Consider the following 25,133-nt stretch of genomic DNA (forward strand, 5'->3'; position numbering starts at 1 on the left):
GGTCAGCCTCCCTTGACGGAGCCCGCGAGCAACCCGCGGACGAAATAGCGTTGCAGCGAGAAGAACACGCCCAGTGGCACCAATATGGTGACGAAGGCCGAGGTTGTCAGGATTTCCCAATTGCCGCCGCGCGAGCCGAGCAGATTGTTGAGCCGGGCCGTCAGCACCATCTGGTCGGCGTCGGTGCGCAGGAACACCATCGCAACCAGGAGGTCGTTCCACACCCACAGGAACTGGAAGATGGCGAAGGAGGCGAGCACGGGAAACGACAGCGGCAGCACGATCTTGACGAAAATCTCGAAGTCGCTGGCGCCGTCGATGCGCGCCGATTCCATGATCTCGCGTGGCAGGCCGGCGATGTAGCTGCGCAGCAGGTAGATGGCGAAGGGCAGGCCGAAGCCGGTATGCGCCAGCCAGATGCCGAGATAGGTCTTGGCCGGAACGCCGAAGAAGGCGCCGACGCCGTTGTACATTTTCAAAAGCGGTATCAGCGACATCTGCAGCGGCACCACCAGCAGGCCGATGATGGTGGCAATCAGCAGCGCGCGGCCGGGAAAACGCATCCAGGCCAGAGCATAGGCGGCGAACGCAGCAATCAGGATCGGGATGACGGTGGCCGGCACCGTCACCGTCAGCGAGTTGATGAAAGAGCGACCGATGCCTTCGGAAAACAGCACCGTCTTGTAGTTCTCGGCCGTGAAGTTGGGCGGGATCGACGCCGCATAGTAGATGCGCCGGGCGCGATCGCCTTCGAAGGCCACCGGCGAGGACATGACATAGGAGCCGTCGTCGTTGACCTGTAGCGTCACGCCGTCGCCGAGGTCAGCCACCGAACCGGCCTGGAATTCGGTCGGCGCCTGCGCCTTGATGCCGAAGGCGGTCAGCGTGCGGCTGTCGCCGGCGCCAAACAGGTTGCCCATGATGAGGAACCTGCCGTCTTTCTCCACCTGGTCGGCTGAGCCGGCGAGGCGGCCGGCTTCGGTGTGGGTTGCGGTGGTCAGCGCCGTCCACCAGCCCGAGGCGACGATCTGGTCCTTGTAGCGCAGCGAGGAGACCAGGATGCCGAGGGTCGGGATCGTCCAGAGCACGACAAGGGCGGCCACCGCGATATGGACGCCGAAGCGGCCGAGGAAGGATTTTCCGCGCGAACCGGCCACGTCAGCGGCCCCCGTCTTCGCGGGTTGCCTGGCGGATGTTCCAGACCATGATCGGCACCACCGCCAGCATGATGACGATGGCGATGGTGGCGCCGCGGCCGTAGTCGGTGCCGCGGAACATCCAGTCGAACATCAGGTTCGCAAGGGTATTGGTGTTCCACTGGCCGTTGGTCATGGTCAGGATGATGTCGAACACCTTCAGCACAAGAATGGTGATGGTGGTCCAGACCACGGCGATCGTGCCCCAGATCTGCGGCACCATGATCCTCCAGAAGATCTGAAAAGGGCTGGCGCCATCGATCGTCGCGGCCTCGATGGTTTCCTCCGGGATGCCACGCAGCGCCGACGACAGGATGACCATGGCAAAGCCGGTCTGGATCCAGATTAGGATGACCATGAGGAAGAAATTGTTCCAGAACGGCGTCGATACCCACACTTGGGGATCGCCGCCGAAGAACTGGACGATCGCGTTGAGGATGCCGATCTGGACCTGCCCGTCGCCGCGATATTCATAGACGAATTTCCAGATGACGCTGGCGCCGACGAAGGAGATGGCGAGCGGCATGAAGATCAGGCTCTTGGCGATGGTTCCCCACCAGATGCGGTCGGTCAGAACCGCAATCACCAGGCCCAGGAAGGTGCAGGCGGCCGGCACCACAAGCAGCCAGAGCAGGTTGTTGAAGATCGCCTGCCTGAATTCGCGATCACCCAGCGCCCAGGAGTAGTTGGAAAGGCCGACGAAGCTCTGGCCGCCGCGATCATGGAGCGAATAGTAGAAGGTCGCGAAGACCGGATAGATCAGATAGACGGTGAGGATGACCAGCGCCGGCCCGACGAACAGCCATGGCCGGATGTAGCCCTGCCTGCGCAGATTATCGATCGCCGCAGCGCCTGAGACCCCGCGCGAGGGAAACACGAGATCGAGCAGGCGGTTGGCGGCCCAGAAATAGACCACGCAACCGCCGACGCCAATGAGCACCGTGATGACCGCAGAGAGGATCTGTGCCGTCATGGGATCCTTTTCCCCCTGTTGGGCAGTGTGCGCGCTGGTGAATTTCCCCTCACCTGGCTGCCTTCGCAAGCCACCCTCTCTACGAAGTTAGGGCAATCGCATACGGGGTGACTTACCCCCACTCCGCCTCGCTTCGCTCGGCACCTCTCCCCCTCAAAAGGGGAGAGGAAGGGCGCCAAGCTTGCGGACGGCGATTCCTCTCCCCCGTCGAGCGGGGGAGAGGTGGTTTGCGAAGCAAACCGGAGTGGGGGTCGATAACCCCGCCCCAGTGCGGAAAAGTGCCCGAGCATTGCGGAGGGCGGGTGAGGGGCATCGATCGAGGCGCCCCCCTCTACTTGATCGCGTCCCAGCTCCTCTGAACCTCGGCGGCGACGTCGGCCGCCGGCTTGCCGCCGACGAGATCGATCATGCCGGTCCAGAAGGCGCCGGCGCCGATCTTGCCCGGCATCAGGTCCGAGCCGTCGAAGCGGAAGGTCGAGGCCTCGGCGAGAATTTCGCCCTGCTTCCTCAGCGCGTCGCTGGCGTAGGTGTCCTTGTTGACCGCCTTGAACGGGGTGACGAAGCTGCCCTGTGCCATCCACAGCTCATGCGCCAGCGGCAGCTTCAGGAATTCGATGAAGGCGCGCGCCGCCTTCGAATCCTTGGTGATCATGGCCAGCGTGCCGGCGCCGAGCACCGGATTGCCGAGTTCTGGCTTCGAGGCATAAGGCGGGAAATAGAAGAAGTCCGCGTCCTGGCCAAGCTTGGTGCCTTCGGGGAAGAAGGACGGGATGAAGGAGGCCTGATGGTGCAGGTAGCACTTGGGCGGCACCGCAAAGAGGCCCTTGGGGCTGTCGCGGAAGTCGGTCGCGGCCACGGCCGCCGCGCCGCCATCCACCAGTCTGTCGTCGGTGGCGATCTTGGCGAAGATGTCGAGCGCGCCGACCACCGCCGGATCGGTGAACGGAATGTCGTTCGTCACCCATTTGTCGTAGGTCTCGGGCGACTGCATGCGCAGCATGATGTCCTCGACCCAGTCGGTTGCCGGCCAGCCGGTCGCGCCGCCGGAGCCGAGGCCGATGCACCAGGGCTTGCCGCCATCGGCCACGATCTTGTCCGACAGTGCCTGCAATTCCTCCTGCGTCTTCGGAACCTTGTAGCCGGCTTCCTCGAAATTGTCGGGCGAGTACCAGACCAGCGATTTCACGTCGGCCTTGTAGGGGAAGGCGAAGAAGCCGGGCTTGCCGTCCTTGTCGGTATAGGTGCCGAGATCGACCCAGGACTGGCCCGCGCCGTAGTTCTCCTTGATCCAGGCGGCCGTGTCGTCGCCGAGCGGCGTGAGGAACCCCTTGGAGGCAAGATCCTGGATCAGGCCAGGCTGCGGCAGGATGGCGATGTTGGGCGGGCTGCCGGCCTGCGTGTCGATGACGATCTGCTGCTCGTAGTTCTCGGAAGAGGAATACTTCACGTCGACGCCGGTGGCATTGATGAAATATTCGAGCACATTGCGCACCAGCGCCTCGTCTTCGCCGCGCCACGGGCCGAAGATGGTCAGCGTCTCGCCCTTCAGGTCGACCTTCTTCAACTCGTCCAGATCGGCCCAGTGAAAGCGGGCGTCCTCGCCCGGCTTGAACTTCAGCTCCGCATGCGCGGGCGCGCCGAGCGCGAGTGCTGCCAGTGCAACGCCCAGAAAAAGACTCTTCTTCATCGATTGTCCTCCCGTTCGGTCACTTCCCGGACGAACCTCCCTTCGTCCCGCCGACACCGCCCCGGGCGCCCCGCTGATGGCGGGCTCGCAGGCTTTCGAACGAACCTTCTTCCGAAAGTTTCCAAAGCGCTTTGGCTGATGATTATCATCGCTGGGGAGAAAGCAGCGAGTCAAGCGCCATATGGGATGAATCGATTTAAGTGCGTATTTCTGGTGCATTGCAGCATGGTTTTGCATTGCACTGGCAATTTCCACTTCTGAAATTGTGCCGTCCGGCCTATGCTGATGTGTGTTAACGGGAATGCAACTTTGAAATCCTTTGAAGCGCTTTGGGAAGAGAATCAGTGAACCTCAAACAGCTCTCCCGCATGCTGGACCTATCGCAGACGACGGTCAGCCGGGCTCTCAACGGCTATCCGGAGGTGAGCGAGGAAACGCGCCGGCGCGTGGCGGACGCCGCAAGGCGGCACGGCTACAGGCCCAACCCGAGCGCCCGCCGGCTGGCCACCGGCAAGGCCGGAATGATCGGCTATGTCATGCCCACGGGCGCCAGCGTCGACATCGATCCGCATTTCGTAGAGTTCCTGTCCGGGCTCGGCGACTATGCCCGCGCGCATGAGCTGGACCTGGTGCTCTCCCCGGCTGAGGCGGACGACGAGGAGACGACCTATCGCCGGATCGTGGCCAACAAGCAGGTGGATGCCGTCTATATCTCGGCCCCGCGCCATGCCGACCGCCGCATCGCGCTCGTCCAGCAACTGGGCATTCCCTACATCGTTCACGGCCGCAGCGAGGAGCTCGACTTCGACTATCCCTTCCTCGACATCGACAACGAGGCTGCCTTTCACGACGCGGCAAGGCTGATGGTCCAGCTTGGACACAGGCGCATCGCGCTGGTGAATGGCGACGAGACGCAGACATTTGCCATCTGCCGTGAGCGCGGCGTGCGGCGCGCGCTCGACGCCAGGGGGCTGGTGCTGGCGCCTGTCATGCTGCGCTCGGTGGCAATGACGGAGGAGAACGGCTATCGCGCGGCGCGAAGCCTGCTGATGCAGGACGAAGCCCCGACGGCGATCGTGTGTTCCAGCCTGATCATGGCGCTGGGCGTTGTGCGCGCGGCGCGCGACCTGGGCCGCAGCATTCCGCGCGACCTGTCGCTGATCGCCCATGACGACGTTTTCCCCTGGCTGAAGCCGGAAAACTTCCCGGTGCCGCTCACCACCACGCGTTCTTCAATACGGGCGGCCGGCCAGCGCATCGCCGAGCGGCTGGCGGCACGCATCTCCGGGCAGGAGGCGGGCGCGCTTGGAGAAGTCTGGCCGGTCGACCTCATCGTGCGAAGCTCCATTGCCGGTGCGCCGGCCTGAGCTGCGCCTGCGGAGAAGCCTCGCCGGATTTGGCTATCGACATTCGCGGCGCGGCAGATTAGGGCGGGGGAAATTCCTGCAAGCCCGTTCGAAAGGCCCGGACATGACCGCAAAAACCCTGATCGCGCCCTCGGTTCTGTCGGCCGATTTCTCACGCCTCGGCGACGAGGTCGAGGCGGTGGCAGCCGCCGGCGCCGACTGGATCCACCTCGACGTCATGGACGGGCATTTCGTGCCCAACATCACCTTTGGCCCGCAGGTCATCAAGGCGATCCGGGGTCGCACGACCAAGGTCTTCGACTGCCACCTGATGATCGCCCCGGCCGACCCCTATCTCGCCGCCTTCGCCGACGCCGGTTGCGACATCATCACGGTGCATGCCGAGGCGGGTCCGCATCTCGACCGCTCACTGCAGGCGATCAAAAACCTCGGCAAGAAGGCCGGCGTCTCGCTCAACCCGTCCACGCCCGAAAGCGCCATCGAATATGTGCTCGACCGGCTCGACCTCATCCTGTTGATGACGGTCAACCCCGGCTTCGGCGGCCAGGCCTTCATTCCGGCGGTGGTGGAGAAGGTGAAGCGCGTGAAAGCCATGATCGGCAACCGGCCGATCGACATCGAGATCGACGGCGGCGTGACGCCCGAAACCGCGCCGCTGGTCACGGCTGCCGGCGCCAATGTGCTGGTGGCAGGCTCGGCCGTGTTCAAGGGCGGCAGCTCGGACGCGTATGCACAAAACATCGCTGCGATACGGGCGGCCGGCGACGGGGCGCTCTGACACCTGCGGCGAGGGGTAGCCCTTCGCCGTCAGTTCCTAGTTGAAAACACCCTCTCCCCCTCGATCCACACGCTCCGCACGTCGAGATCATCGGACAGATGCACGATATTGGCCGCAGATCCCATGATCAGCCGGCCGAGCCTGCCGTCCTGGCCGACGGCCTCGGCCGGGTAGAGCGAGGCCATGCGCAGCGCCTCGTCGAGCTCGAGCCCGATGGTCCGGTGCATGAAGCGCACGGCCGAGATCATGTCGAGGTCGGCGCCGGCCAGCGTTCCATCCTCGAGCCTCAGGCTCCCGTTTTCGCGCCTGATCAGGCGGCCGTTCAGGGTGAACGACTTCATGTCGGTGCCGATGGTGGCCATGGCGTCGGTGACGAGGAAGATCTTCGCCGGCCCGGTCTTGGCGCGCAGCGCGATCCTCATCGTCGCCGGGTCGACATGGATGCCGTCGGCGATCATGCCGGCATAGAGCGTTCCGGTGTTGATCGCAGCCCCCACCACCCCCGGCTCGCGATTGCCGATCTGGCTCATCGCGTTGAACAGATGCGTGACCATGGTCGCGCCGACGTCGGCGAATGACTGCGCAGTTCTGTAGTCGGTGTCGGTGTGGCCGAGGCTGACTACCACGTCCGCCAGCTTGAGGCGCGAGACACGGGATTGGTCGACGGATTCGGGTGCAACGGTGGTGAGCAACACCGGCATCTTTTCCCGCGCGGCGACCAGCGCTGTCTCGTCGGCGTCGGTCATCGGCCTGATCAGCGCCGGATCATGCGCGCCCTTGCGTGCGAGCGACAGGTGCGGGCCTTCCAGGTGCAGGCCGAGGAAGCCGGGCACCTTTTCCCGCGCGGCATCGGCGCCGGCCGCGACTGCTGCGGCGGTGATCTCGGGCGTGTCGGTGATCAGCGTCGGCAGCAGCGCCGTGGTGCCGAAGCGCGCATGGGCGGCGCAGATGGTGCGGATCGCCTCCACCGAGGGGGCGTCGTTGAGCATCACGCCGCCGCCGCCATTGACCTGGAGGTCGACGAAGCCGGGCGCGATCATGCCGCCGTCGAGTTCGACCACCTTCATCCCGGGCGGCACGTCGCCGGCGGCCTCGATGCGCTCGACGACGCCATCGCGCACGATCACGGCCGAGCGGTTATGCCAGGCCTGGCCGTCGAAGATGCGCGCCCCGGCGATGGCGAAGCTATTGGTCATAGCGTCTCGGTCACTTTCCTCAGATTTGCCGGCTCGTCGGGGTTGAGGCCGCGATGGCGCGCAAAGGCCTCCACGAAGCCATAGAAGGACACGATCAGCGCCAGCGGATCGGTCAGCGGGTGGCCGGTCGCGACGAAGGGCAGGCGCGTGGCCTTGCCGACACTGTCCGACGTGATGAATGCCGTCGCGCCCTTGTTGGCGAGGCGGCCGGCTGTATCGACCACGGAGGCCTCGGAAGCATCGCGCGCTGCAAGCGCCAGCACCGGGAAGCCGGGCCGCACCAGCGCCATCGGCCCGTGCATGACTTCGGCCGCGCTGTATGCCTCGGCATGCATGGCGCAGGTTTCCTTGAATTTCAGCGCCGCCTCGCTGGCGAGGGCAACGGACGGGCCGCGTCCGAGGATGAACAGCGAGCTGGCGCCGTCCAGAGCGGCCGCCATTTGCATCCAGTCGCAGTCCACCGCCTTGCGGAAATGGCCGGGCAGTTCGGCAAGTGCTGCAAGCAGCGCCTGATCGTTGGTGCAATGCGCCATCAGCGCCACCGCCGCCACGGCCGAATTCACGAAGGTCTTGGTCGCGGCCACGCTCTTCTCGACGCCGGCAAGGATGTCGATCGTGTGCTCGCAAGCCTTGGCCAGCGGCGAGTCGGCGGTGTTGGTCAGCGCGATGGTGAGCGAGCCCGCCCTGCGCGCCGCTTCCGCCATCGCCACGATGTCGGGGCTCTTGCCGGATTGCGAGATCGCTATGCAGGCCGAGCCGGAGAGTTTCAGCGGCGCATTGTAGATCGATGCGACCGAGGGGCCGACAGAGGCGACGGCCAGGCCGGCGGTCAGTTCGACGGCGTATTTCAGGAAGGTTGCGGCATGGTCGGAGGAACCGCGCGCAACCGTGACCACGAAGCGCGGGTCGCGCCTGGCAATGTCGCGGCCGGCCTCGGCAAGTGCCGCCCTGGAGCCGTCGAGCAGCCGCGCCACCGCATCGGGGATCTCCTCGATCTCGCGGCGCATATGGGTCGTTGCAGTCAAGTCTTGCCTCCGAAGTCTTCGCTAGGGCCCGCCAGCCTGAGTTCGGCGACGAAGTCGTAGGCGTCGCCGCGATAGACGGAGCGGGTAAATTCTATCACCTTGCCGCTGGCAAGGTAGGAAATCCGCTCGATGTGCAGGCAGGCCGAGCCGACCGGCACGTCGAGCAGTTTGGCGTCTGCTGCGCCGACATTGATCGCCGAGATTCGCTGTACGGCTCGCAGCGGGCGATTACCGGTCGTTTCAAGCGTATTGTAGAGCGAGGAGCCGACGGCGGCAGGGTCGGGCAGGACGGTTAGCGACAGCGAGGCGCGCTCGATCGCCATGGGCGTGTCGTTGGCGATGCGCAGCCGGCTGACGCGCGCCACCATCTCCTTGGCCGAGAGGCCGAGTATCATTATTTCGTCGGGCGAGGGCGGGTAGACACCCTTGTCGAGCCAGACGGAGCTGGCAGTCATGCCGCGCCGGGCCATGTCGTCGGTGAACGAGGTGAGCCGCGACAGCGACTGTTCCACGCGCTCCATGCGCGGCGCCACGAAGGTGCCCGAGCCGTGGCGCTGCACGAGGATGCCGCCCTTGACCAGGTCCTGCACGGCCTTGCGCACGGTGACGCGCGAGACGTCGGCCTTGAGCGCAATGTCGCGTTCGGAAGGCAGCGCGTCGCCCGGCCCGATGATGCCGCGCTCGACGGCGTCCTCGATATTCTTCTTCAATTGCAGGTAGAGCGGCGCGCCACTGCCCTCGGACGCCTTGACGATCGAGAAGATGCTCTCGGCTGCCTCAGACATGGGCCGGCGCTCCGGCGGTGCCGAACAGTCTTGCAGCCATGGCCACCGCGCCACCCAGCGCGTCCTGTTCCGGCGCGTGCAGCATTTTCTGGTAGTGGGCCGACAGATGCGGCGCGACCAGGCCGGCCAGACCGCCAAGCAGGCACAGCCACTGGTCGGGCGAGAGCTTCAGGGCGTCCAGCGCCTCCTCGATGTCCCTGACGGCGCTGGCAAGCACCAACCTGGCCACTGCATCGCCGCGCGCGGCATGGTCAAAGACCATCGGCGCGAAGGTGCCGAAGTCGGCGGGCTTGGAAGAGGCGGCGAATTTGACGATCTCGCGCGGGTCGCCGCCGAAGCGCTCCAGCACGGCCTGTGTGAGCGGCGAGGCCGGGTGGATGTCGTCATGGGCAAGCAGCGTTTCCTGCAACAGGTCGCGGCCGATGCGCGCGCCGCCGCCGAGGTCGCCGAGCATAAAACCCCAGCCGCCGATCGTCTGCATCGCAGCGCCCTTGCGCGACATGAAGATCGAACCGGTACCGATGATGGCGATAGCGCCGTCATGGTCGCCTAGCGCGCCGTTGAGCGCGATCACCGCATCGCTTTCCACAAGGCTGCGGCGGAAGGGCAGGATATCCAGAAGCTGCTGCTTGTAGCCGCCGACATTGGTGCCAGCGAGGCCAAGCACGGCGTCGGTCTGGGCAATGAGTTCGGCGTCGCGCCCGGCATCGACGAAGGCCAGCCGAGCTGCCTCGACGATGTTCTGGCGGGCGCCGTGAAGATCGGTCATGATATTGGCCGGGCCGCTCTTGCCGCGGCCGAGGAGAGTGCCGGAAGCGGTCGCCAATGCAGCCCTGCAGCTTGTGCCGCCGCCATCTATGCCAAGCACTAGATCCACGTAAGCGCCTCCTTTTGGCGATGATACCAATAAAATACCAATAGCCAAGGGTTAATTTCCCGAACTGCCCCGCGCAGCAGAAAACCCCTCGTATTGCCGGTCTTGGTCCAGTCGTGCCGCAAATTCGTTAACGCGGGTGGACAAGTGGTATTTTTTTGGTATGGTTTTTGGACGGGAGGGTTTTCAATGGCCGAAGCAGCGCGCAAAAGTGCCGGCAGGCTCGGTATGCAGCCGCCAGCGGCCATGCTTCCTTCCTTTCATGACATCGATAAGCCAGCCCCCCGCATGGGGGCGGCCGGGACCATATCGCTCGAAGTCGCGGGGCTTTCAATGCATCGCCCCGCGCTTTCGCACTTAGGAGGGGGCTGCAGGCAGGTGCCTCACTCCCGTCAATACCGAACCTGAACGGGTCAATAGGGAGAGAAACGACATGAAAACCCAGGCACTGACAGCGCTCTTGATGGCGTCCAGCATTCTCGGCTCGGCGGGCATGGCTTTGGCCGACGACGCCACGCTGACCATCGAAAGCTGGCGCAATGACGACCTGCCGATCTGGCAGGAAAAGCTCATCCCGGCCTTCGAGGCCAAGAACCCCGGCATCAAGGTGGTGTTCTCGCCCTCCGCGCCGACCGAATACAATGCCGCCCTCAACGCCAAGCTGGATGCGGGCTCGGCCGGCGACCTGATCACCTGCCGTCCGTTCGACGCCTCGCTGGAACTCTACAACAAGGGTCACCTTGCCGACCTGACCAGCCTGTCGGGCATGGAGAACTTCTCCGACGTCGCCAGGTCCGCCTGGACCACGGACGATGGCAAGGCCACATTCTGCGTGCCGATGGCGTCGGTCATCCACGGATTCATCTACAACAAGGATGCCTTCGACCAGCTCGGCATCACGCCGCCGGCCACCGAGGCAGAATTCTTCGCAGCCCTCGACAAGATCAAGGAAGACGGCAACTACGTGCCCATGGCCATGGGCACCAAGGACCTCTGGGAAGCCGCCACCATGGGCTACCAGAACATCGGCCCGACCTACTGGAAGGGTGAGGAAGGCCGCCTGGCGCTCATCAAGGGCGAGCAGAAGCTGACCGACCCGCAGTGGGTGGAGCCCTTCGCCACGCTCGCCAAGTGGAAGGACTATCTCGGCGACGGCTTCGAGGCGCAGAGCTATCCGGACAGCCAGAACCTGTTCACGCTCGGCCGCGCCGCCATCTATCCGGCCGGCTCGTGGGAAATCTCGGTGTTCAACACCCAGGCCCAGTTCAAGATGGGCGCCTTCCCGCCGCCGGTTAAGAATGCCGGCGACACCTGCTACATCTCCGACCACAACGACATCGGTATCGGCCTGAACGCCAAGAGCAAGAACGCAGAGGCCGCCAAGACCTTCCTGTCCTGGGTCGCCTCGCCGGAATTCGCCACCATCTACGCCAACGCCCTGCCGGGCTTCTTCAGCCTGAACTCGGCGGCGGTGAAGATGGAAGACCCGCTGGCGCAGGAGTTCGTCTCCTGGCGCGAGAAGTGCAAGCCGACCATCCGCTCGACCTACCAGATCCTGTCGCGCGGCACGCCGAACCTGGAAAACGAGACCTGGGTGGAATCGGCCAACGTCATCAACGGCACGACGACGCCGGAAGATGCGGGCAAGAAGCTGCAGGCAGGCCTCGACAGCTGGTACAAGCCGGCTAACTAAGGCTGCGGCAAACACCAACCGGGCCGCCACCGGCGGCCCGGATTTTATTCGGGGGACCCATGGCAGACGACACCGAACGCAGACGGCCGCGACGCTGGCACATCGCCGTTTTCCTGGCGCCGGCGCTGCTCGTCTACACGGCGGTGATGATCCTGCCGCTGTTTGGCACGTTGCAGCTTTCGCTGTTCACGCTCGACGGCCAGTCGCGCGTCTTTGCCGGTCTCGACAATTTCCGCACCCTGTTCCTCGATCCGCGCTGGGCCGCCACCTTCTGGAACGCGCTCTGGAACAATGTCTGGTTCTTCATCATCCATATGCTGGTGCAGAACCCGATCGGCATCGTTCTGGCGGCGCTGCTGTCGAGCCCCAGGCTGCGCTTTTCCGCCTTCTACCGCACCACGATCTTCATCCCGACCATCCTCTCCTTCGTCATTGTCGGTTTCGCGTGGAAACTGATCCTCAGCCCGCTGTGGGGCGTGGCACCCAATCTGCTCGACCTCGTCGGGCTGAAGAGCCTGTTCGTGCCGTGGCTGGGCAAGGAGCAATATGCGCTGACAACGCTCGGCCTGATCTCGGTCTGGCAGTTCGTCGGCATCCCGATGATGTTGATCTATGCGGCATTGCTGTCTATCCCCGACGAGGTGATCGAGGCGGCCGAGTGCGACGGCATCACCGGCATGGCGCAGTTCTGGAAGATCAAGCTGCCGCTGATCCTGCCTTCCATAGGCATCATCTCGGTGCTGACCTTCGTTGGCAATTTCAACGCTTTCGACCTGATCTATTCGGCGCAAGGGGCGCTTGCCGGGCCGAACTATTCGACCGACATTCTCGGCACCTTCCTCTACCGCACCTTCTTCGGCTTCCAGCTGCAGATCGGCGATCCCCATATGGGCTCGACCATCGCCTCGATGATGTTCTTCATCATCCTCGCCGGCGTCTGCCTCTATCTCTTCGCTATCCAGACGCGCCTGCGTCGGTACCAGTTCTGAGGAGGTGGAGATGATCGTCATGCATCCTACCCCCACCCCTAACCCCTCCCCACAAGGGGGAGGGGAATTCTGCTGCACGGCCGTTCGCCACCAGCCGTCACCGGCTTGGGCGGCCATGGCGACGAAATCGTCTCCCTCCCCCCTGTGGGGAGGGGTTAGGGGTGGGGGTATAAGGTCGGCCAAGCGTGTGCCGGAGGGGGGCGCGAATAAGCTTCGCGCGGAGACCGGATTTTCCGGAGGCCACGCATGAGCCGCGCCACCTCGTCTCGTCCCCGCACCATCGCAGCCCACGCGATCCTGCTTCTGTACACGGTCATCGCGCTGGCCCCGGTGGTGGTGATCGTCATCAACTCGTTCAAGTCGCGCAACGCCATCTTCCGGACGCCTCTGGCTCCGCCGACTGCAGAGACCTTCGACCTGATCGGCTACAAGACCGTGCTCGCGCAGGGCGACTTCCTGCTCTATTTCCAGAACAGTTTTATCGTCACCGTCGCCTCGCTGTTTCTGGTGCTGCTCTTTGGCGCCATGGCGGCCTTCGCGCTGGCCGAATACCGCTTCAGGGGCAACACGCTGATGGGGCTTTATCTGGCGCTGGGCATCATGATCCCGATCCGGCTCGGCACGGTCGCCATCCTGCAGCTGATGGTGGCAAGCGGTTTGGTCAATACGCTGACGGCACTGATCCTGGTCTATACGGCGCAAGGCCTGCCGCTCTGCATCTTCATCCTGTCGGAATTCATGAAGCAGGTTTCCGACGACCTGAAGAATGCCGGCCGCATTGACGGGCTTTCCGAATACCGCATCTTCTTCCGCCTTGTGCTGCCGCTGATGCGCCCGGCCATGGCGACGGTTGCGGTGTTCACCATGATCCCGATCTGGAACGACCTGTGGTTCCCGCTGATCCTGGCGCCGTCCGAGCAGACCAAGACCGTCACGCTCGGCGCGCAGCTCTTCATCGGCCAATACGTCACCAACTGGAATGCGGTGCTGGCCGCACTTTCGCTGGCGATCCTGCCGGTCCTCGTCCTCTACCTGATCTTCTCGCGGCAGTTGATCCGCGGCATTACCTCCGGAGCCGTCAAATGAGTTCTCCAAATCTGCTGCGCGTCCTTGTCGCCGGGCTCGGCAATATGGGCCGCAGCCACGCGCTGGCCTATCACCGCAATCCGGGCTTCGAGATCGCCTCGCTGGTCAACCGCTCGCAGGTGCAGCTGCCAGAGGAGCTTTCGGGCTATGAAATCCGGCCGTCCTTCATCGAGGCGCTGGCCGAGCTGAAGCCGGACGTCGCCTCGATCAATATCTATTCCGACAGCCATGCCGACTATGCGGTGGCGGCACTCGAGGCCGGCTGCCACGTCTTCGTGGAAAAGCCGCTGGCAACCACCGTTGCCGATGCCGAGCGCGTGGTTGCCGCCGCCAAGGCCAATGGCCGCAAGCTGGTCATCGGCTACATCCTGCGCCACCACCCCTCCTGGATGCGGCTGATCGAGGAGGCGAGGGGGCTTGGCGGGCCCTACGTGTTCCGCATGAACCTGAACCAGCAGTCGAGCGGCCACACCTGGGAGACGCACAAGCAGCTGATGAAGACGACCTCGCCGATCGTCGACTGCGGCGTGCATTATCTCGACGTCATGTGCCAGATCACCGACGCCAGGCCGGTCGAGGTGCGCGGCATGGGCCTGCGCCTGTCGGACGAAGTCGCGCCCGACATGTATAATTACGGCCATCTGCAGGTGCTGTTCGAGGACGGCTCGGTCGGCTGGTACGAGGCCGGCTGGGGGCCGATGATGTCGGAAACAGCCTTCTTCGTGAAGGACGTCATCTCGCCCAACGGCTGCGTCTCCATCGTCATGGACGAGAAGGCGAAGTCTGACGACGTCGATGCCCACACCAGGACCAACATGATTCGCCTGCATCGTGCGGCGACCGGGTCGGACGGCCGCTTTGCCGCGCCGGACGAAAACCTGTCCATGACGGGCGAGCCCGGCCATCAGGAGCTGTGCGAGCTGGAACAGGCTTTCCTGCTCAAGGCCATCCGCGAGGACATCGACCTCACCCGCCACATGAGCGATGCCGTAAAATCGCTGGCCGTCTGCCTCGCAGCGGATGAGAGCGTGCGCACCGGCAAGGCGGTGCGGCTTTGATGCGCGAAGAAGCGGTCTTTTCTATCGGGAGTAGCGCATGGGCTCGCTGAAGATCGAGAACGTCAAAAAATCCTTCGGCAATGTCGAGGTGCTGAAGGGCATCGACCTCGAGGTCGAGGACGGCGAATTCGTCGTCTTCGTCGGCCCTTCGGGCTGCGGCAAGTCCACGCTGCTGCGCGTGATTGCGGGGCTTGAGGACGCGACCTCGGGCAGTGTGCTGATTGACGGCCGCAAGGTCGATGCCGTGCCACCGGCCGATCGCGGCATCGCCATGGTGTTCCAGACCTATGCGCTCTACCCGCACCTCACCGTGCGCAACAATATGAGCCTCGGCCTCAAGCAGGCGAAGACGCCGTCGGACGAGATCGCACGGCGCGTGACGACAGCTTCCACCATGCTGTCGCTCGATCCCTATCTGGAGCGCCGGCCGGCGGAACTGTCGGGCGGCCAGCGCCAGCGCGTCGCCATCGGTCGCGCGGTGGTGCGCGAGCCAAAGCTCTTTTTGTTTGACGAGCCGCTGTCCAATCTCGATGCCGCGCTGCGCGTCAATACGCGGCTGGAGATCGCCCAGCTGCACCGGCGCCTGTCGGCCACGATGATCTATGTGACGCACGACCAGGTTGAGGCGATGACGCTGGCCGACAAGATCGTGGTGCTGAACGGCGGCCGCATCGAGCAGATCGGCAAGCCGATGGAGCTCTACAATTCGCCGGCTAACGAATTCGTCGCCGGCTTCATCGGCTCGCCCAAGATGAATTTTATCGATGGCGGGCGGCTGAATGAAACAAAGGCGAAGACTGTCGGAGTGCGGCCGGAACATCTCACCGTGGATGCCAAGTCAGGCACCTGGAAGGGAACAGTCGTGCATGCCGAGCATCTTGGCGCCGACACCAATGTCTATCTGGACACCGAGCAGGCAGGGCTGCTGACGGTGCGCATCTTCGGCGTCTACGATGCCGAGCCGGGCGCGACGCTCTACGCCACGCCGCATCCGGAAAAGACCTACCGTTTTGGGGCTGACGGCCGGACGCTGGCCGCGTAGGTGCAATCTTCATCGGATGCTTCAGGAGTGACGCACAACATCGTCAAGCGTCGCCCCCGGCTATGGCAGGGCTGTCGCGTCTAGAAGTCGACCCTCCACTCCGCCTCGCTTCGCTCGGCACCTCTCCCCCGATCGACGGGGGAGAGGAAGAGCCGGCCGCTCGCCTCGCTCCCTTCCTCTCCCCATTTGAGGGGGAGAGGTGGAGCGAAGCGAGGCGGAGTGGGGGTATGCGATTGCCCTGCTGTCTACGGGATGCTCGGTATAGGCAATCAGGCGTCGGCCTTCACGTTCTGGCGCTGGGTGCCGAGGCTTTCGATGCCAAGCTCGACGACGTCGCCGGGCTTCAGATAGCGCGGCGGCTTCATGCCCATGCCGACGCCCGGAGGCGTACCGGTCGAGATGATGTCGCCCGGGTGCAGGCTCATGAACTGGCTGAGATAGGACACCAGATATTTCACGCCGTAGACCATGGTCTTGGTCGAGCCGTCCTGCACCTTCTCACCGTTCACGGTCAGCCACATGGACAGGTCCTGCGGGTCGGCAACCTCGTCCTTGGTCACCAGCCATGGGCCGGTCGGGCCGAAAGTGTCGCAGCTCTTGCCTTTGGTCCACTGGCCGGAGCGCTCGGTCTGGAAGGCGCGCTCGGACACGTCGTTGATCACGCAGTAGCCGGCCACATAGTCCAGCGCCTCGTCTTCCGAGACGTATTTTGCGGTACGGCCGATGACGACGCCGAGCTCGACCTCCCAGTCGGTCTTTTGCGAGCCGCGCGGAATGAGAAGATCGTCATCGGGGCCGACGATGGCCGAAGTCGCCTTCATAAAGATGATCGGCTCCGGCGGCACGGTGGCGCCGGTCTCGGCGGCGTGGTCGGAATAATTGAGGCCGATGCAGATGAATTTCCCCGTGCTCGCCACGCAGGGGCCGATGCGCGGATTGCCGTGCACAAGCGGCAGCGTGGCCGGATCGACATGGGACAGCCGCTCGAGTGCTGCCGGGTCGAGCGTCTCGCCGCTCAGATCGGCAATGTTCTGCGACAGGTCGCGGAGCTTGCCCTCGGGATCGATCAGGCCCGGCCGCTCGCGGCCCAGTTCGCCATAACGCACCAGTTTCACGTCAAGTCTCCCCTCTTACGAATCGCCTGCGATAGGATTGTTACTTCGGCATGTCCGGCTCTAGCGCTCTGTTCTACAAGGCCCCTCGACTCGATAGCAAGGCGAGATGCCATTTGGGAAAGGTTCGGGCCCTAGCGGGGCCCATTGTTGAGCGAAGCGGCCACCGCCGCCAGCAGCCAGTCGCGGAAGGCGCGGATCTTGGGCACGTTGCGGCGTGCCTCGGGATAGACCAGCCAATAGGCCTTGCCGTCATTGGCGACGAGGTCGAAGGGCTGCACCAGCCGCCCGTCGGCGACCTCGTCGGCAAACAGCGCGCGCGCCAGGATCGCCACGCCGTGGCCGGCCATGGCGGCGCTCGCCTCATAGGCCTGCGCGCCCATGCTGCTGCTCGTGCGCGTGGCCAGCGTGTCAGTCGGCAGGCCGGCAGCGGTGAACCACTCCCGCCACCAATGGTCCTGCGGGTCGAGGATCGGCAGGCGCAGCAGGTCGGCCGGTTCCTTCACGCCGCCTATGCTTGCCGCCAGCCTGGGGCTGAGCATGGGCGTGAAGTCGGGCATGAACAGCCTGTGCGCGGCCAGCCCCGGCCACTCGCCGCTGCCGGAACGGATGGCGACGTCGACATCCTCGCGGGCGAAGTCGATCAGCCGGGCAGAAGTATCGAGGCGCACCGCCAGCGAGGGATGCTGCATCTGGAAGGCGCCGAGGTGGCGCGCAAGCCAGCTCGAGCCGAAGGTCAGGATGGTGCTGATGCACAGCACGCCCTCGGCGCCAGAGCGGGCAGCCGCATAGGCCTCGCCAATCAATGTGAAGGCTTCGGTAAAGGCTGGCGCCAGCCGCTGGCCAAGCTCGGTCAGCGTCACCTGGCGCGGTTTGCGCAGGAACAGCGGCGCGCCGACGCGCTCCTCAAGGAGCTTGATCTGGTAGCTCACCGCCGCCTGGGTCATGCCCAGCTCTTCCGCAGCCTTGGTGAAGCTGCCGTGGCGCGCGGCCGCCTCGAAGGCCCGGACTGCGGGAAGGGGAGGAAGCGCGTGCGCCATGATAGATCAATACACCTTATGCATGCCGATCGACGTTCGATTGGAAAGTAACGCCTTTCCGGCACAGATAGAAGGCCGATACATCAATCGGGAGCGGCCTTCATATGGGGCCGAATGGTGCCGCCATGGTCTGCGCGGATGTGCAATGCATTGGAAGGCCAGCGCCGCGCACGAGCGGCTGGGACAGGTTTTGGTCGGGCTGGCGCCTGGGCAGATGCAGGGGCGTGATCGATGTGAGGAGGCTTCCCGAACATCTGCAGCGCGATATCGGCTATCTCGACGGCAACGATCCCGCCGGGCAACGCGAATAAGGCGCGTGCCTGGCGCCTGACCGGAAATGCCATTCGATTGCGGAACGGCCGCAATCGCAAACCCTTTGGCTGCAGCCGCGGCCGGTGTAGCTTACGGCAGCCTGGATCGTCGCGGCCATTGACATCGGCGGCTTCGTCCTCCACCTCAGGCGCAAATGTCCATCGCGAAGAGGCCGCCGGCGATGACCGGATATTTTTCCTCCCCCTTTCCCCGTCGCCATTCGGTCGGCGTCGATGTCGGCGGCGTGGTCGTGGGCGGCGGCGCACCGGTCGTCGTACAGTCGATGACCAACACCGACACGGCCGATATCGACCAGACGGTGGCGCAGGTCGCAGCCCTTCACCGCGCCGGCTCGGAGATCGTGCGCATCACCGTCGATCGCGACGAGAGTGCGGCCGCCGTGCCGCACATCCGCGAGCGGCTGGAAAGGCTTGGGCTCGACGTGCCGCTGGTGGGCGACTTCCATTACATCGGCCACAAGCTGCTGGCCGATCATCCGGCCTGTGCCGAGGCGCTGGCGAAATATCGCATCAACCCCGGCAATGTCGGCTTCAAGGACAAGAAGGACAAGCAGTTCGCCGACATCGTCGAGATGGCGATCAGGCACGACAAGCCGGTGCGAATCGGCGTCAACTGGGGCTCGCTCGACCAGGAGCTGCTGACCAGGCTGATGGACGACAACCAGGCCAACGGCTCGCCGCTGACCGCGCAGGAAGTGACGCGCGAGGCGATCGTCCAGTCGGCGCTGATCTCGGCCGATCTTGCAGAGGAAATCGGGCTGCCGCGCGACAAGATCATCTTGTCGGCCAAGGTCAGCCAGGTGCAGGATTTGATCGCGGTCTACACCATGCTGGCCGGGCGTTCCGACCATGCGCTGCATCTCGGCCTCACCGAGGCGGGCATGGGCACCAAGGGCATCGTCGCGTCTTCGGCCGCCATGGGCATCCTGCTGCAGCAGGGCATCGGCGACACGATCCGCATCTCGCTGACGCCGGAACCGGGCGGCGACCGCACTCGCGAGGTGCAGGTGGCGCAGGAACTGCTGCAGACCATGGGTTTTCGGCAGTTCATCCCGATCGTGGCTGCGTGCCCCGGCTGTGGCCGCACCACCTCGACCGTGTTCCAGGAACTGGCGCAGAACATCCAGGCCGACATCCGCAAGAACATGCCGGTGTGGCGCGAGAAATACCCCGGTGTTGAGGAACTGAAGATCGCGGTCATGGGCTGCATCGTCAACGGGCCGGGCGAGTCAAAACACGCCGACATCGGCATCTCGCTGCCGGGCACGGGCGAGACGCCGGCCGCCCCCGTCTTCATCGACGGGCGCAAAGCCACGACTCTGCGCGGCCCCCGCATCGCCGAGGAATTCGAGAAGATGGTCGCCGACTATGTCGAACAGCGCTTCGGCACCAGCGGCGGCAAGCAGGCGGCCGAATAGGCATGAACGCCCTCGCCAAAGCGGCAGTGCTGCTTTGTGCGATGCTCTGGAGCAACGCGGCCTGTGCCGACCCGCCGGGCCGCTCGCTGCCGACCACCATAGGCCGCATCTGCGACCTGATCGAGGCCGAGGCCGACCGCAACGGCGTGCCGCGCGACTTCTTCGCCCGGCTGATCTGGAAGGAAAGCCGCTTCGACGCCAATGCCGTGAGCCCCGTGGGCGCCGAGGGCATCGCCCAGTTCATGCCCGGCACGGCCCGGCTGCGCGGCCTGGCAGATCCTTTCGACATCGACCAGGCCATTTCGGCCTCGGCCAAATATCTTGGCGACCTGAAGCAGAGTTTCGGCAATTTCGGGCTGGCGGCGGCGGCCTACAATGCCGGCGAGAACCGGGTGACGCGCTGGCTCGCCACCGGCGGCTTCCTGCCGCTCGAGACCGAAGGCTATGTGCTCGACATCATGGGCGAGCCGGCCGACACTTTCACCAAGCGCGATTACGCCGGCAGGTTTCCGCCGCTGGACAAGGGCAAGCCTTTTGCGCAGGCGTGCCGTCTGCTGCCGATCATCCGGTCGGCAACCATTCCCATGGCCGCTATCCACATAAAGCCCTGGGGCGTGCAGATAGCCGGCAATTTCCGCCGCGCTGCTGCGGTCAGCCAGTGGCAGCGGGTGAAGGGGCGGTTTCCGGCGCTGTTGAGTGCCTATGAGCCGGTGGTGAGCCGCGTGCGCACGCCGATAGGGCGGGCGGGTATCTATGCCGTGCGCATCGGCGCCGATAGCCGCGCAGACGCCGACAACATCTGCGGCAAGTTGCACACGGCAGGCGGCTTTTGCGTGGTGATGCGCAACAGGTAGCTTCCCCGCCGCTTGTCTTCACGCGGTCCGCGCCATCTCCGTCGTCTCGCTCAGCCAGGCGCCGATCTTGCGCCCGAGCCTGTCGGGGGAAACGGGCTTGGGCAGATAGTCGTCCATGCCGGCTTCCATGCATTTCTCGCGATCGCCCTTCAGCGCATGCGCGGTCACCCCGATGATCGGCGTGCGCGTGCCCGTGACAGCCTCGATGTCGCGAATGGCGCGGGTTGCTTCAAATCCGTTCATTTCCGGCATCGAGACGTCCATCAGCATCAGGCGCGGCTTGAAGCTGCGATACATCTCCACCGCGGTGCGGCCGTTGGCGGCGATCTTGTAGGACAGGCCGAGCCCGGACAATATCTGGCCGAACACCAGCTGGTTCACTTCATTGTCCTCGGCAACGAGAATGTCGAGCGGCGCGCTGGCGGCCGGGCCGGCGTCGAGTTCGGGCGCGCGCAGCACCGTGAAGGCGGCCGCGGCCGGTTCCTGGCGCGGCAATGCGGACGGAACGGAGAGCACCGGCTCGCGCACGAATTCGGCCTTTCCAGCTTGCACGCGCGCCTTCTGAATGGCGCCGATGACCGTGCCGAGCAGCACCGCCGAGCGCGCTGGCTTGGTCAGATGGGCGGCTATGCCATAGTCGATCACGAGCCGGCCGAAATCGATCTGGTCGACCGAAGTCAGGAGCACGATGGGGATGGCGGCAAGCCGACTGTCGGCCGACATCGCCTTGGCCACGTCGGCGCCGTTCATGCCGGGCATCTGGTAGTCGAGGATGACGCAGTCCACCCGCGCGCCGAGCTGGTAGGCGCGGTCGAGGAATGCCAGGCCCACCGCGCCGCTCTCGGCCGCGGCACAGTCGAAGCCCCAGCTGCGCAGCTGTTCCAGCAGGATCTCGCGGTTGACCGGATTATCGTCGATGACCAGCACCCGCGCGCCTGTGACGTCGGTGGGTACGTTTTCGGCCCGCTCTTCCATGGCGTGCACCGGCAGCGGCACGCTGAACCAGAACACGGACCCGCGGCGAACCTCGCTTTCGATGCCGATCTTGCCGCCCATCAGGTCGACCAGCCGCGCTGCGATGGCGAGCCCCAGCCCGGTGCCTTCATGGCGGCGCGTCGAGGAGCCGTCGACCTGGGCGAACTTCTCGAACACGGTCTGCAACTTGTCGGCGGGAATGCCGATGCCGGTGTCTTCCACCCGCACCGAGAGCTGAACCGTGTCGTCCCTGGTCTCGCCGGTCACGTCGACAAGCACGTGGCCTTTTTCGGTGAACTTCACCGCATTGCCGAGCATGTTGGTGATGATCTGGCGGAAGCGGCCGACATCGCCGACCACGCAGGCCGGCAGGCGCGGATCGACGCGCACGATCAGCTCGAGGTTCTTTTCGGCCACACGGGCCGACACCAGCGTGGCGACATCCTCTACCGCCTCGGCGATCTTGAACGGGGCCGGATCGAGGGTGAGCTGGCCGGCATTGATCTTGGAGAAGTCGAGAATGTCGTTGATGATGGTGAGAAGCGCATTGCCCGATTTCACGATGACGTCGGTAAAGGTCTTCTGCCGCGGCGTCAGTTCGGTGCGCGCGAGCAGTTCCGCCATGCCGAGCACGCCGTTCATCGGCGTGCGGATCTCGTGGCTCATATTAGCCAGGAACTCGGATTTTGCCCTGTCGGCTGCTTCCGCGCGCAGCAACGATTCCTGCGTTTCGGCAAATGCCCGGCGGATGGCCTTTTCCATGGGGCGGAAAATCCACAGGCCGACCAGCGACAGCACCGCGATCATCAGCACGCTGGAATAGGAAAGCAGCCGGTTGCCGCGTTGCTCGGCCAGCGTGCGCTCCCGGTCGAGCGCAATGCGGGCGCGCGTCAGCATCGGCTGCACGAACAGGTCGTTCTGGTTGCGGATCTCGCGGTTGCTCCAATCGTCGATCTTGCGCAGGCCGGCGAGCAGGCTGAGGTTGCGCACCATGTCGCGAGACGACCAGAAGAGATCGCCGTTCACCGAAGCTGAGGCCAGCTCGTCAACGGTCCTGCCCGAAAGCTCGGCGCGTATCGACGAGAGTGCGGCGGTCAGCTCCTCGATCTGCGCGGAAAGCCGTGCGGCATGTCCGTTCGCTGCATTTGAAAGCTCTTCGCGCGTGTCCTCGCGCCAGGCGGCAGAGATGGTGTCGGAAAAGGCGGTGGCATTGTGCAGGTCGCTTGCCAGCGTCACGAGACCGGTGCCGATGCGGTCGATCTCATTGCGGAAGCCGTTCATGCTGGTCAGCGCATAGAGTATCGCTCCCGCTGCCAGCGCGAATATAAGCAAGCCCGACAGATAGCGAATCCGGATCGAACGGATGAACTGCGAATAATCGGGCACGCGCGGCACTCCGGACACGGGTACAAGTTTACCGTGCCGGATTACGCTCGATTTACATTAAAAATTCGTTCAGGCGTGTATTTCACTTCTCGCGTTCGGCGATGAAGCTTGCCGCTTGCTTCAGGAGTGCGGCCCGCTCGCCATAGGGTTCGAGAAGGGCGTGCGCCTGGGCCACGAGGCCGGCAAGCTGCGTGCGTGTCCAGTCGACGCCATGCAGGGCCGCCAGCGTCGCCTTGCCCGCGGCGGCGTCCTTGCCGGTGGCCTTGCCCATGGTTTCCGCATTGGCGGTCAGGTCGAGCAGGTCGTCGGCAAGCTGGAAGGCAAGGCCGATGGCCGAGCCGAACTCCGCCAGCCGCTCGCGGTCTTCCTCTGCCGCGCCGGCAATGATGGCGCCGGCCTCGCAGGCATAGCGGATCAGCGCGCCGGTCTTCATCGCCTGCAGCCGGATGATGCCGGCCTCGTCGGGGGCACGCCGCTCCGCCTCCAGGTCGAGCGCCTGGCCGCCGGCCATGCCACCCGGGCCCGCAGCGCGCGCAAGCCCCAGCACCAGGGCCAGCTTGCGCTCGGCCGGCAGCGCAGTTGCCGCGTCGGCGAGTATGTCGAAGGCGTAGGTCAACAGGCTGTCGCCGGCCAGGATGGCGCTGGCCTCGTCGAAGGCGCGATGCACGGTGGGCTGGCCGCGGCGCAGGTCGTCGTCGTCCATCGCCGGCAGGTCGTCGTGGATCAGCGAATAGCAGTGCGTGCATTCCAGCGCCGCCGCCACGCGCAGTGCCGCCTCGCCATCCGCGTCGAACAGGGCGGAGCTTTCCAGCACCAGGAACGGGCGCAGCCGCTTGCCGCCATTCAGCACGCCGTGCCGCATCGCCGCCATCAGTGTCCCCGGTCTCGCGATCTCGCCCGGCAGCAGGCGCTCGTCCAGCATTTGGCGCAAAAGCGCCTCGACAGCCTCGGCTCGGGCTGCAAGCTGCGCTTCGAAGGGGAGGTCGTGGGCATCCATCATGGCGGGCAGGGTTTACGACAATCGCCGGCGGGGTCAAGCGCCGTCGCGGCGAATCGCCTTCCACGGCATTGGCGCCCTTCAGGCGTTGCGCGGCGCGGCAACCGCCTTTATGCCGGGGGCAGGAGTTTTGAGGGGCAGACCTCTTGGATGAACCGGTAACCGATCCCGATGTGCACGAGTTCGCCATTGCAGCGAAGCCAAGAGCGCGCCGCGGCGCCCGGACCTGGATGCGTCGCGTCGTGCGCTTCCTGACCTGCCTCGCGGTGCTGCCCCTGGCGCTGACCCTTTTCTATCTGCTGCCCTTCGTGCACCCGGTCTCGACGCTGATGCTGAAGGACCTGGCGACCCTGTCCGGCTACGAGCGGCAATGGGTGGATATCGAAGACGTCGCGCCGGTGCTCGCCCATTCGGTGATCATGTCGGAGGACGGACAGTTCTGCTCGCATCGCGGCATCGACTGGAGCGAGTTGCGCGCCGTGGTCAACGATGCGCTGGCCGGAGAGGCGACGCGCGGCGCCTCGACCATTCCCATGCAGACGGTCAAGAACCTGTTCCTGTGGAACGACCGCTCGGTCATTCGCAAGGGGCTGGAAGTGCCGCTGGCGGTCTATTTCGACGCGGTGACGTCGAAGCGGCGAATCCTGGAAATCTATCTCAACATCGCCGAGTGGGGCCCCGGCATCTATGGCATCGAGGCAGCCAGCCAATACCATTTCAAGGTTCCGGCAAAGCAGCTCAACGCCCGCCAGGCGGCGCTGCTGGCGGTGACGCTGCCCAACCCGATCGACCGCAACCCGGCAAAGGCGGGCCCGGGCCTGAAGCGGCTTGCCAATGTCATCCAGCGCCGCGCTGCGCGTTCCGGCGCCTATGTGCAGTGCCTGGACTAGCGCGCGGAAGCTTCAGGAACTGCGCGCCTTGAGGCGATAAAAAAAGATCGTGGCGGGTGCTGGCCTTTTGCGGCACAGCCGTGTATAGCCACGCCCACTAATCTCAGATTTCGGCCCGCGACGTGCGGCCCTTTCGCGAGGGCAATCGGGGTCTTTACGATGGATGGAGCAATTCCATGGCTGTGCCAAAACGAAAAACCTCGCCGTCCAAGCGCGGCATGCGCCGTTCGGCCGATGCGCTGAAGGCCCCGACCTATGTCGAGGACAAGAACTCGGGCGAAATGCGCCGCCCGCACCACATCGACCTGAAGACCGGCATGTATCGCGGCCGCCAGGTCCTGACGCCGAAGGAAGGCTGAGCAGCCTTTCCGACGCTTCGG

Annotated in this window: 22 protein-coding genes; 11 read left to right on the forward strand and 11 right to left on the reverse strand. The window is 64.8% G+C overall.

Annotated elements, in window-relative coordinates; genetic code table 11:
- Positions 1-2: 2 nt before the first annotated feature.
- The 3 genes from ABLE86_RS10530 to ABLE86_RS10540 all read right to left on the reverse strand — a co-directional run bounded on the left by ABLE86_RS10530 (position 3) and on the right by ABLE86_RS10540 (position 3,856).
- Positions 3-1,157, reverse strand: a complete 1,155-nt coding sequence (locus tag ABLE86_RS10530; RefSeq protein ID WP_348778896.1) for a carbohydrate ABC transporter permease — start codon at positions 1,155-1,157, stop codon at positions 3-5.
- A 1-nt stretch (position 1,158) separates the two neighbouring features.
- Positions 1,159-2,169: a sugar ABC transporter permease gene (locus tag ABLE86_RS10535; protein ID WP_348778897.1), complete on the reverse strand. Its 1,011-nt coding sequence runs from the start codon at positions 2,167-2,169 to the stop codon at positions 1,159-1,161.
- Positions 2,170-2,500: 331 nt separating this feature from the next.
- Complete coding sequence (locus ABLE86_RS10540; protein ID WP_348778898.1) at positions 2,501-3,856, reverse strand: ABC transporter substrate-binding protein; 1,356 nt, start codon at positions 3,854-3,856, stop codon at positions 2,501-2,503.
- A 344-nt stretch (positions 3,857-4,200) separates the two neighbouring features.
- On the opposite strand from ABLE86_RS10540, the gene ABLE86_RS10545 reads away from it, so the two are divergent.
- Both ABLE86_RS10545 and rpe read left to right on the forward strand, forming a co-directional pair.
- The gene (locus tag ABLE86_RS10545; protein WP_348778899.1) at positions 4,201-5,223 is read left to right on the forward strand and encodes a substrate-binding domain-containing protein; all 1,023 of its coding nucleotides are present in this window, start codon (positions 4,201-4,203) and stop codon (positions 5,221-5,223) included.
- A 103-nt stretch (positions 5,224-5,326) separates the two neighbouring features.
- Positions 5,327-6,001: a ribulose-phosphate 3-epimerase gene (gene rpe / locus ABLE86_RS10550; RefSeq protein ID WP_348778900.1), complete on the forward strand. Its 675-nt coding sequence runs from the start codon at positions 5,327-5,329 to the stop codon at positions 5,999-6,001.
- 29 nt (positions 6,002-6,030) lie between these two features.
- Here rpe and nagA read toward each other — a convergent pair whose 3' ends face one another.
- The 4 genes from nagA to ABLE86_RS10570 are packed head-to-tail and all read right to left on the reverse strand — an operon-like array spanning position 6,031 to position 9,884.
- Complete coding sequence (gene nagA, locus ABLE86_RS10555; RefSeq protein ID WP_348778901.1) at positions 6,031-7,197, reverse strand: N-acetylglucosamine-6-phosphate deacetylase; 1,167 nt, start codon at positions 7,195-7,197, stop codon at positions 6,031-6,033.
- Positions 7,194-8,204: an SIS domain-containing protein gene (locus ABLE86_RS10560; protein WP_348779215.1), complete on the reverse strand. Its 1,011-nt coding sequence runs from the start codon at positions 8,202-8,204 to the stop codon at positions 7,194-7,196. The genes nagA and ABLE86_RS10560 overlap by 4 nt, the downstream gene beginning before the upstream one ends.
- Positions 8,205-8,218: 14 nt before the next feature.
- Positions 8,219-9,007, reverse strand: coding sequence for a GntR family transcriptional regulator (locus ABLE86_RS10565; RefSeq protein WP_348778902.1), 789 nt, complete (start codon positions 9,005-9,007; stop codon positions 8,219-8,221).
- The gene (locus ABLE86_RS10570) at positions 9,000-9,884 is read right to left on the reverse strand and encodes a BadF/BadG/BcrA/BcrD ATPase family protein (protein WP_348778903.1); all 885 of its coding nucleotides are present in this window, start codon (positions 9,882-9,884) and stop codon (positions 9,000-9,002) included. Before ABLE86_RS10570 ends, ABLE86_RS10565 begins: the two co-directional genes overlap by 8 nt.
- A 430-nt stretch (positions 9,885-10,314) precedes the next feature.
- Between ABLE86_RS10570 and ABLE86_RS10575 the strand changes: the two genes are divergently transcribed.
- The 5 genes from ABLE86_RS10575 (at position 10,315) to ABLE86_RS10595 (ending at position 15,749) form a co-directional block, all read left to right on the forward strand.
- Positions 10,315-11,574 (forward strand): ABC transporter substrate-binding protein, encoded by a 1,260-nt coding sequence (locus tag ABLE86_RS10575; RefSeq protein WP_348778904.1) that lies wholly within the window; start codon positions 10,315-10,317, stop codon positions 11,572-11,574.
- A gap of 59 nt (positions 11,575-11,633) precedes the next feature.
- Positions 11,634-12,563 carry a sugar ABC transporter permease gene (locus ABLE86_RS10580; protein ID WP_348778905.1) on the forward strand — a complete coding sequence of 310 codons (930 nt, stop codon included), beginning with the start codon at positions 11,634-11,636 and terminating at the stop codon, positions 12,561-12,563.
- Between the two features lie 246 nt (positions 12,564-12,809).
- On the forward strand, positions 12,810-13,649 hold the full coding sequence (locus tag ABLE86_RS10585; protein ID WP_348778906.1) for a carbohydrate ABC transporter permease: 840 nt from the start codon (positions 12,810-12,812) through the stop codon (positions 13,647-13,649).
- On the forward strand, positions 13,646-14,707 hold the full coding sequence (locus ABLE86_RS10590) for a Gfo/Idh/MocA family oxidoreductase (RefSeq protein WP_348778907.1): 1,062 nt from the start codon (positions 13,646-13,648) through the stop codon (positions 14,705-14,707). Before ABLE86_RS10585 ends, ABLE86_RS10590 begins: the two co-directional genes overlap by 4 nt.
- Before the next feature lie 37 nt (positions 14,708-14,744).
- Complete coding sequence (locus ABLE86_RS10595; RefSeq protein ID WP_348778908.1) at positions 14,745-15,749, forward strand: ATP-binding cassette domain-containing protein; 1,005 nt, start codon at positions 14,745-14,747, stop codon at positions 15,747-15,749.
- Positions 15,750-16,018: 269 nt separating this feature from the next.
- Here the strand turns inward: ABLE86_RS10595 and ABLE86_RS10600 are convergent, their stop codons facing one another.
- Both ABLE86_RS10600 and gcvA read right to left on the reverse strand, forming a co-directional pair.
- Positions 16,019-16,864, reverse strand: coding sequence for a fumarylacetoacetate hydrolase family protein (locus ABLE86_RS10600; protein ID WP_348778909.1), 846 nt, complete (start codon positions 16,862-16,864; stop codon positions 16,019-16,021).
- 131 nt (positions 16,865-16,995) lie between these two features.
- The gene (gcvA, locus tag ABLE86_RS10605) at positions 16,996-17,901 is read right to left on the reverse strand and encodes a transcriptional regulator GcvA (RefSeq protein ID WP_348778910.1); all 906 of its coding nucleotides are present in this window, start codon (positions 17,899-17,901) and stop codon (positions 16,996-16,998) included.
- A 493-nt stretch (positions 17,902-18,394) separates the two neighbouring features.
- On the opposite strand from gcvA, the gene ispG reads away from it, so the two are divergent.
- The gene (gene ispG / locus ABLE86_RS10610; protein WP_348778911.1) at positions 18,395-19,651 is read left to right on the forward strand and encodes a flavodoxin-dependent (E)-4-hydroxy-3-methylbut-2-enyl-diphosphate synthase; all 1,257 of its coding nucleotides are present in this window, start codon (positions 18,395-18,397) and stop codon (positions 19,649-19,651) included.
- A 2-nt stretch (positions 19,652-19,653) separates the two neighbouring features.
- Positions 19,654-20,505, forward strand: a complete 852-nt coding sequence (locus tag ABLE86_RS10615) for a lytic transglycosylase domain-containing protein (RefSeq protein ID WP_348778912.1) — start codon at positions 19,654-19,656, stop codon at positions 20,503-20,505.
- An 18-nt stretch (positions 20,506-20,523) separates the two neighbouring features.
- On the opposite strand, the gene ABLE86_RS10620 is transcribed toward ABLE86_RS10615, so the two are convergent.
- Positions 20,524-22,866, reverse strand: coding sequence for a response regulator (locus ABLE86_RS10620; RefSeq protein ID WP_348778913.1), 2,343 nt, complete (start codon positions 22,864-22,866; stop codon positions 20,524-20,526).
- An 82-nt stretch (positions 22,867-22,948) separates the two neighbouring features.
- Entirely contained in the window at positions 22,949-23,866 is a 918-nt protein-coding gene (locus ABLE86_RS10625; RefSeq protein WP_348778914.1) for a polyprenyl synthetase family protein, read from the reverse strand.
- Positions 23,867-24,093: 227 nt separating this feature from the next.
- Here ABLE86_RS10625 and mtgA point away from each other — a divergent pair, with 227 nt between their 5' ends.
- Both mtgA and rpmF read left to right on the forward strand, forming a co-directional pair.
- Complete coding sequence (mtgA, locus tag ABLE86_RS10630) at positions 24,094-24,753, forward strand: monofunctional biosynthetic peptidoglycan transglycosylase (protein ID WP_348779216.1); 660 nt, start codon at positions 24,094-24,096, stop codon at positions 24,751-24,753.
- Between the two features lie 176 nt (positions 24,754-24,929).
- Positions 24,930-25,112: a 50S ribosomal protein L32 gene (gene rpmF / locus ABLE86_RS10635; protein ID WP_008873867.1), complete on the forward strand. Its 183-nt coding sequence runs from the start codon at positions 24,930-24,932 to the stop codon at positions 25,110-25,112.
- Positions 25,113-25,133: the final 21 nt, after the last annotated feature.

Source organism: Mesorhizobium sp. KR2-14 (genome assembly GCF_040049255.1).
Taxonomy (GTDB): domain Bacteria; phylum Pseudomonadota; class Alphaproteobacteria; order Rhizobiales; family Rhizobiaceae; genus Pseudaminobacter.

Bases quoted from the DNA above. Each gene is read 5' to 3' on its own strand.
- ABLE86_RS10580 (WP_348778905.1), top strand. From the start codon at position 11,634: ATGGCAGACGACACCGAACGCAGACGGCCGCGACGCTGGCACATCGCC.
- rpe (WP_348778900.1), top strand. From the start codon at position 5,327: ATGACCGCAAAAACCCTGATCGCGCCCTCGGTTCTGTCGGCCGATTTC.
- nagA (WP_348778901.1), bottom strand. From the start codon at position 7,197: ATGACCAATAGCTTCGCCATCGCCGGGGCGCGCATCTTCGACGGCCAG.
- ABLE86_RS10540 (WP_348778898.1), bottom strand. From the start codon at position 3,856: ATGAAGAAGAGTCTTTTTCTGGGCGTTGCACTGGCAGCACTCGCGCTC.
- ABLE86_RS10590 (WP_348778907.1), top strand. From the start codon at position 13,646: ATGAGTTCTCCAAATCTGCTGCGCGTCCTTGTCGCCGGGCTCGGCAAT.
- ABLE86_RS10585 (WP_348778906.1), top strand. From the start codon at position 12,810: ATGAGCCGCGCCACCTCGTCTCGTCCCCGCACCATCGCAGCCCACGCG.
- mtgA (WP_348779216.1), top strand. From the start codon at position 24,094: ATGCGTCGCGTCGTGCGCTTCCTGACCTGCCTCGCGGTGCTGCCCCTG.
- ABLE86_RS10535 (WP_348778897.1), bottom strand. From the start codon at position 2,169: ATGACGGCACAGATCCTCTCTGCGGTCATCACGGTGCTCATTGGCGTC.
- gcvA (WP_348778910.1), bottom strand. From the start codon at position 17,901: ATGGCGCACGCGCTTCCTCCCCTTCCCGCAGTCCGGGCCTTCGAGGCG.
- ABLE86_RS10595 (WP_348778908.1), top strand. From the start codon at position 14,745: ATGGGCTCGCTGAAGATCGAGAACGTCAAAAAATCCTTCGGCAATGTC.
- ABLE86_RS10575 (WP_348778904.1), top strand. From the start codon at position 10,315: ATGAAAACCCAGGCACTGACAGCGCTCTTGATGGCGTCCAGCATTCTC.
- ABLE86_RS10625 (WP_348778914.1), bottom strand. From the start codon at position 23,866: ATGATGGATGCCCACGACCTCCCCTTCGAAGCGCAGCTTGCAGCCCGA.
- rpmF (WP_008873867.1), top strand. From the start codon at position 24,930: ATGGCTGTGCCAAAACGAAAAACCTCGCCGTCCAAGCGCGGCATGCGC.
- ABLE86_RS10560 (WP_348779215.1), bottom strand. From the start codon at position 8,204: ATGCGCCGCGAGATCGAGGAGATCCCCGATGCGGTGGCGCGGCTGCTC.
- ABLE86_RS10615 (WP_348778912.1), top strand. From the start codon at position 19,654: ATGAACGCCCTCGCCAAAGCGGCAGTGCTGCTTTGTGCGATGCTCTGG.
- ispG (WP_348778911.1), top strand. From the start codon at position 18,395: ATGACCGGATATTTTTCCTCCCCCTTTCCCCGTCGCCATTCGGTCGGC.
- ABLE86_RS10565 (WP_348778902.1), bottom strand. From the start codon at position 9,007: ATGTCTGAGGCAGCCGAGAGCATCTTCTCGATCGTCAAGGCGTCCGAG.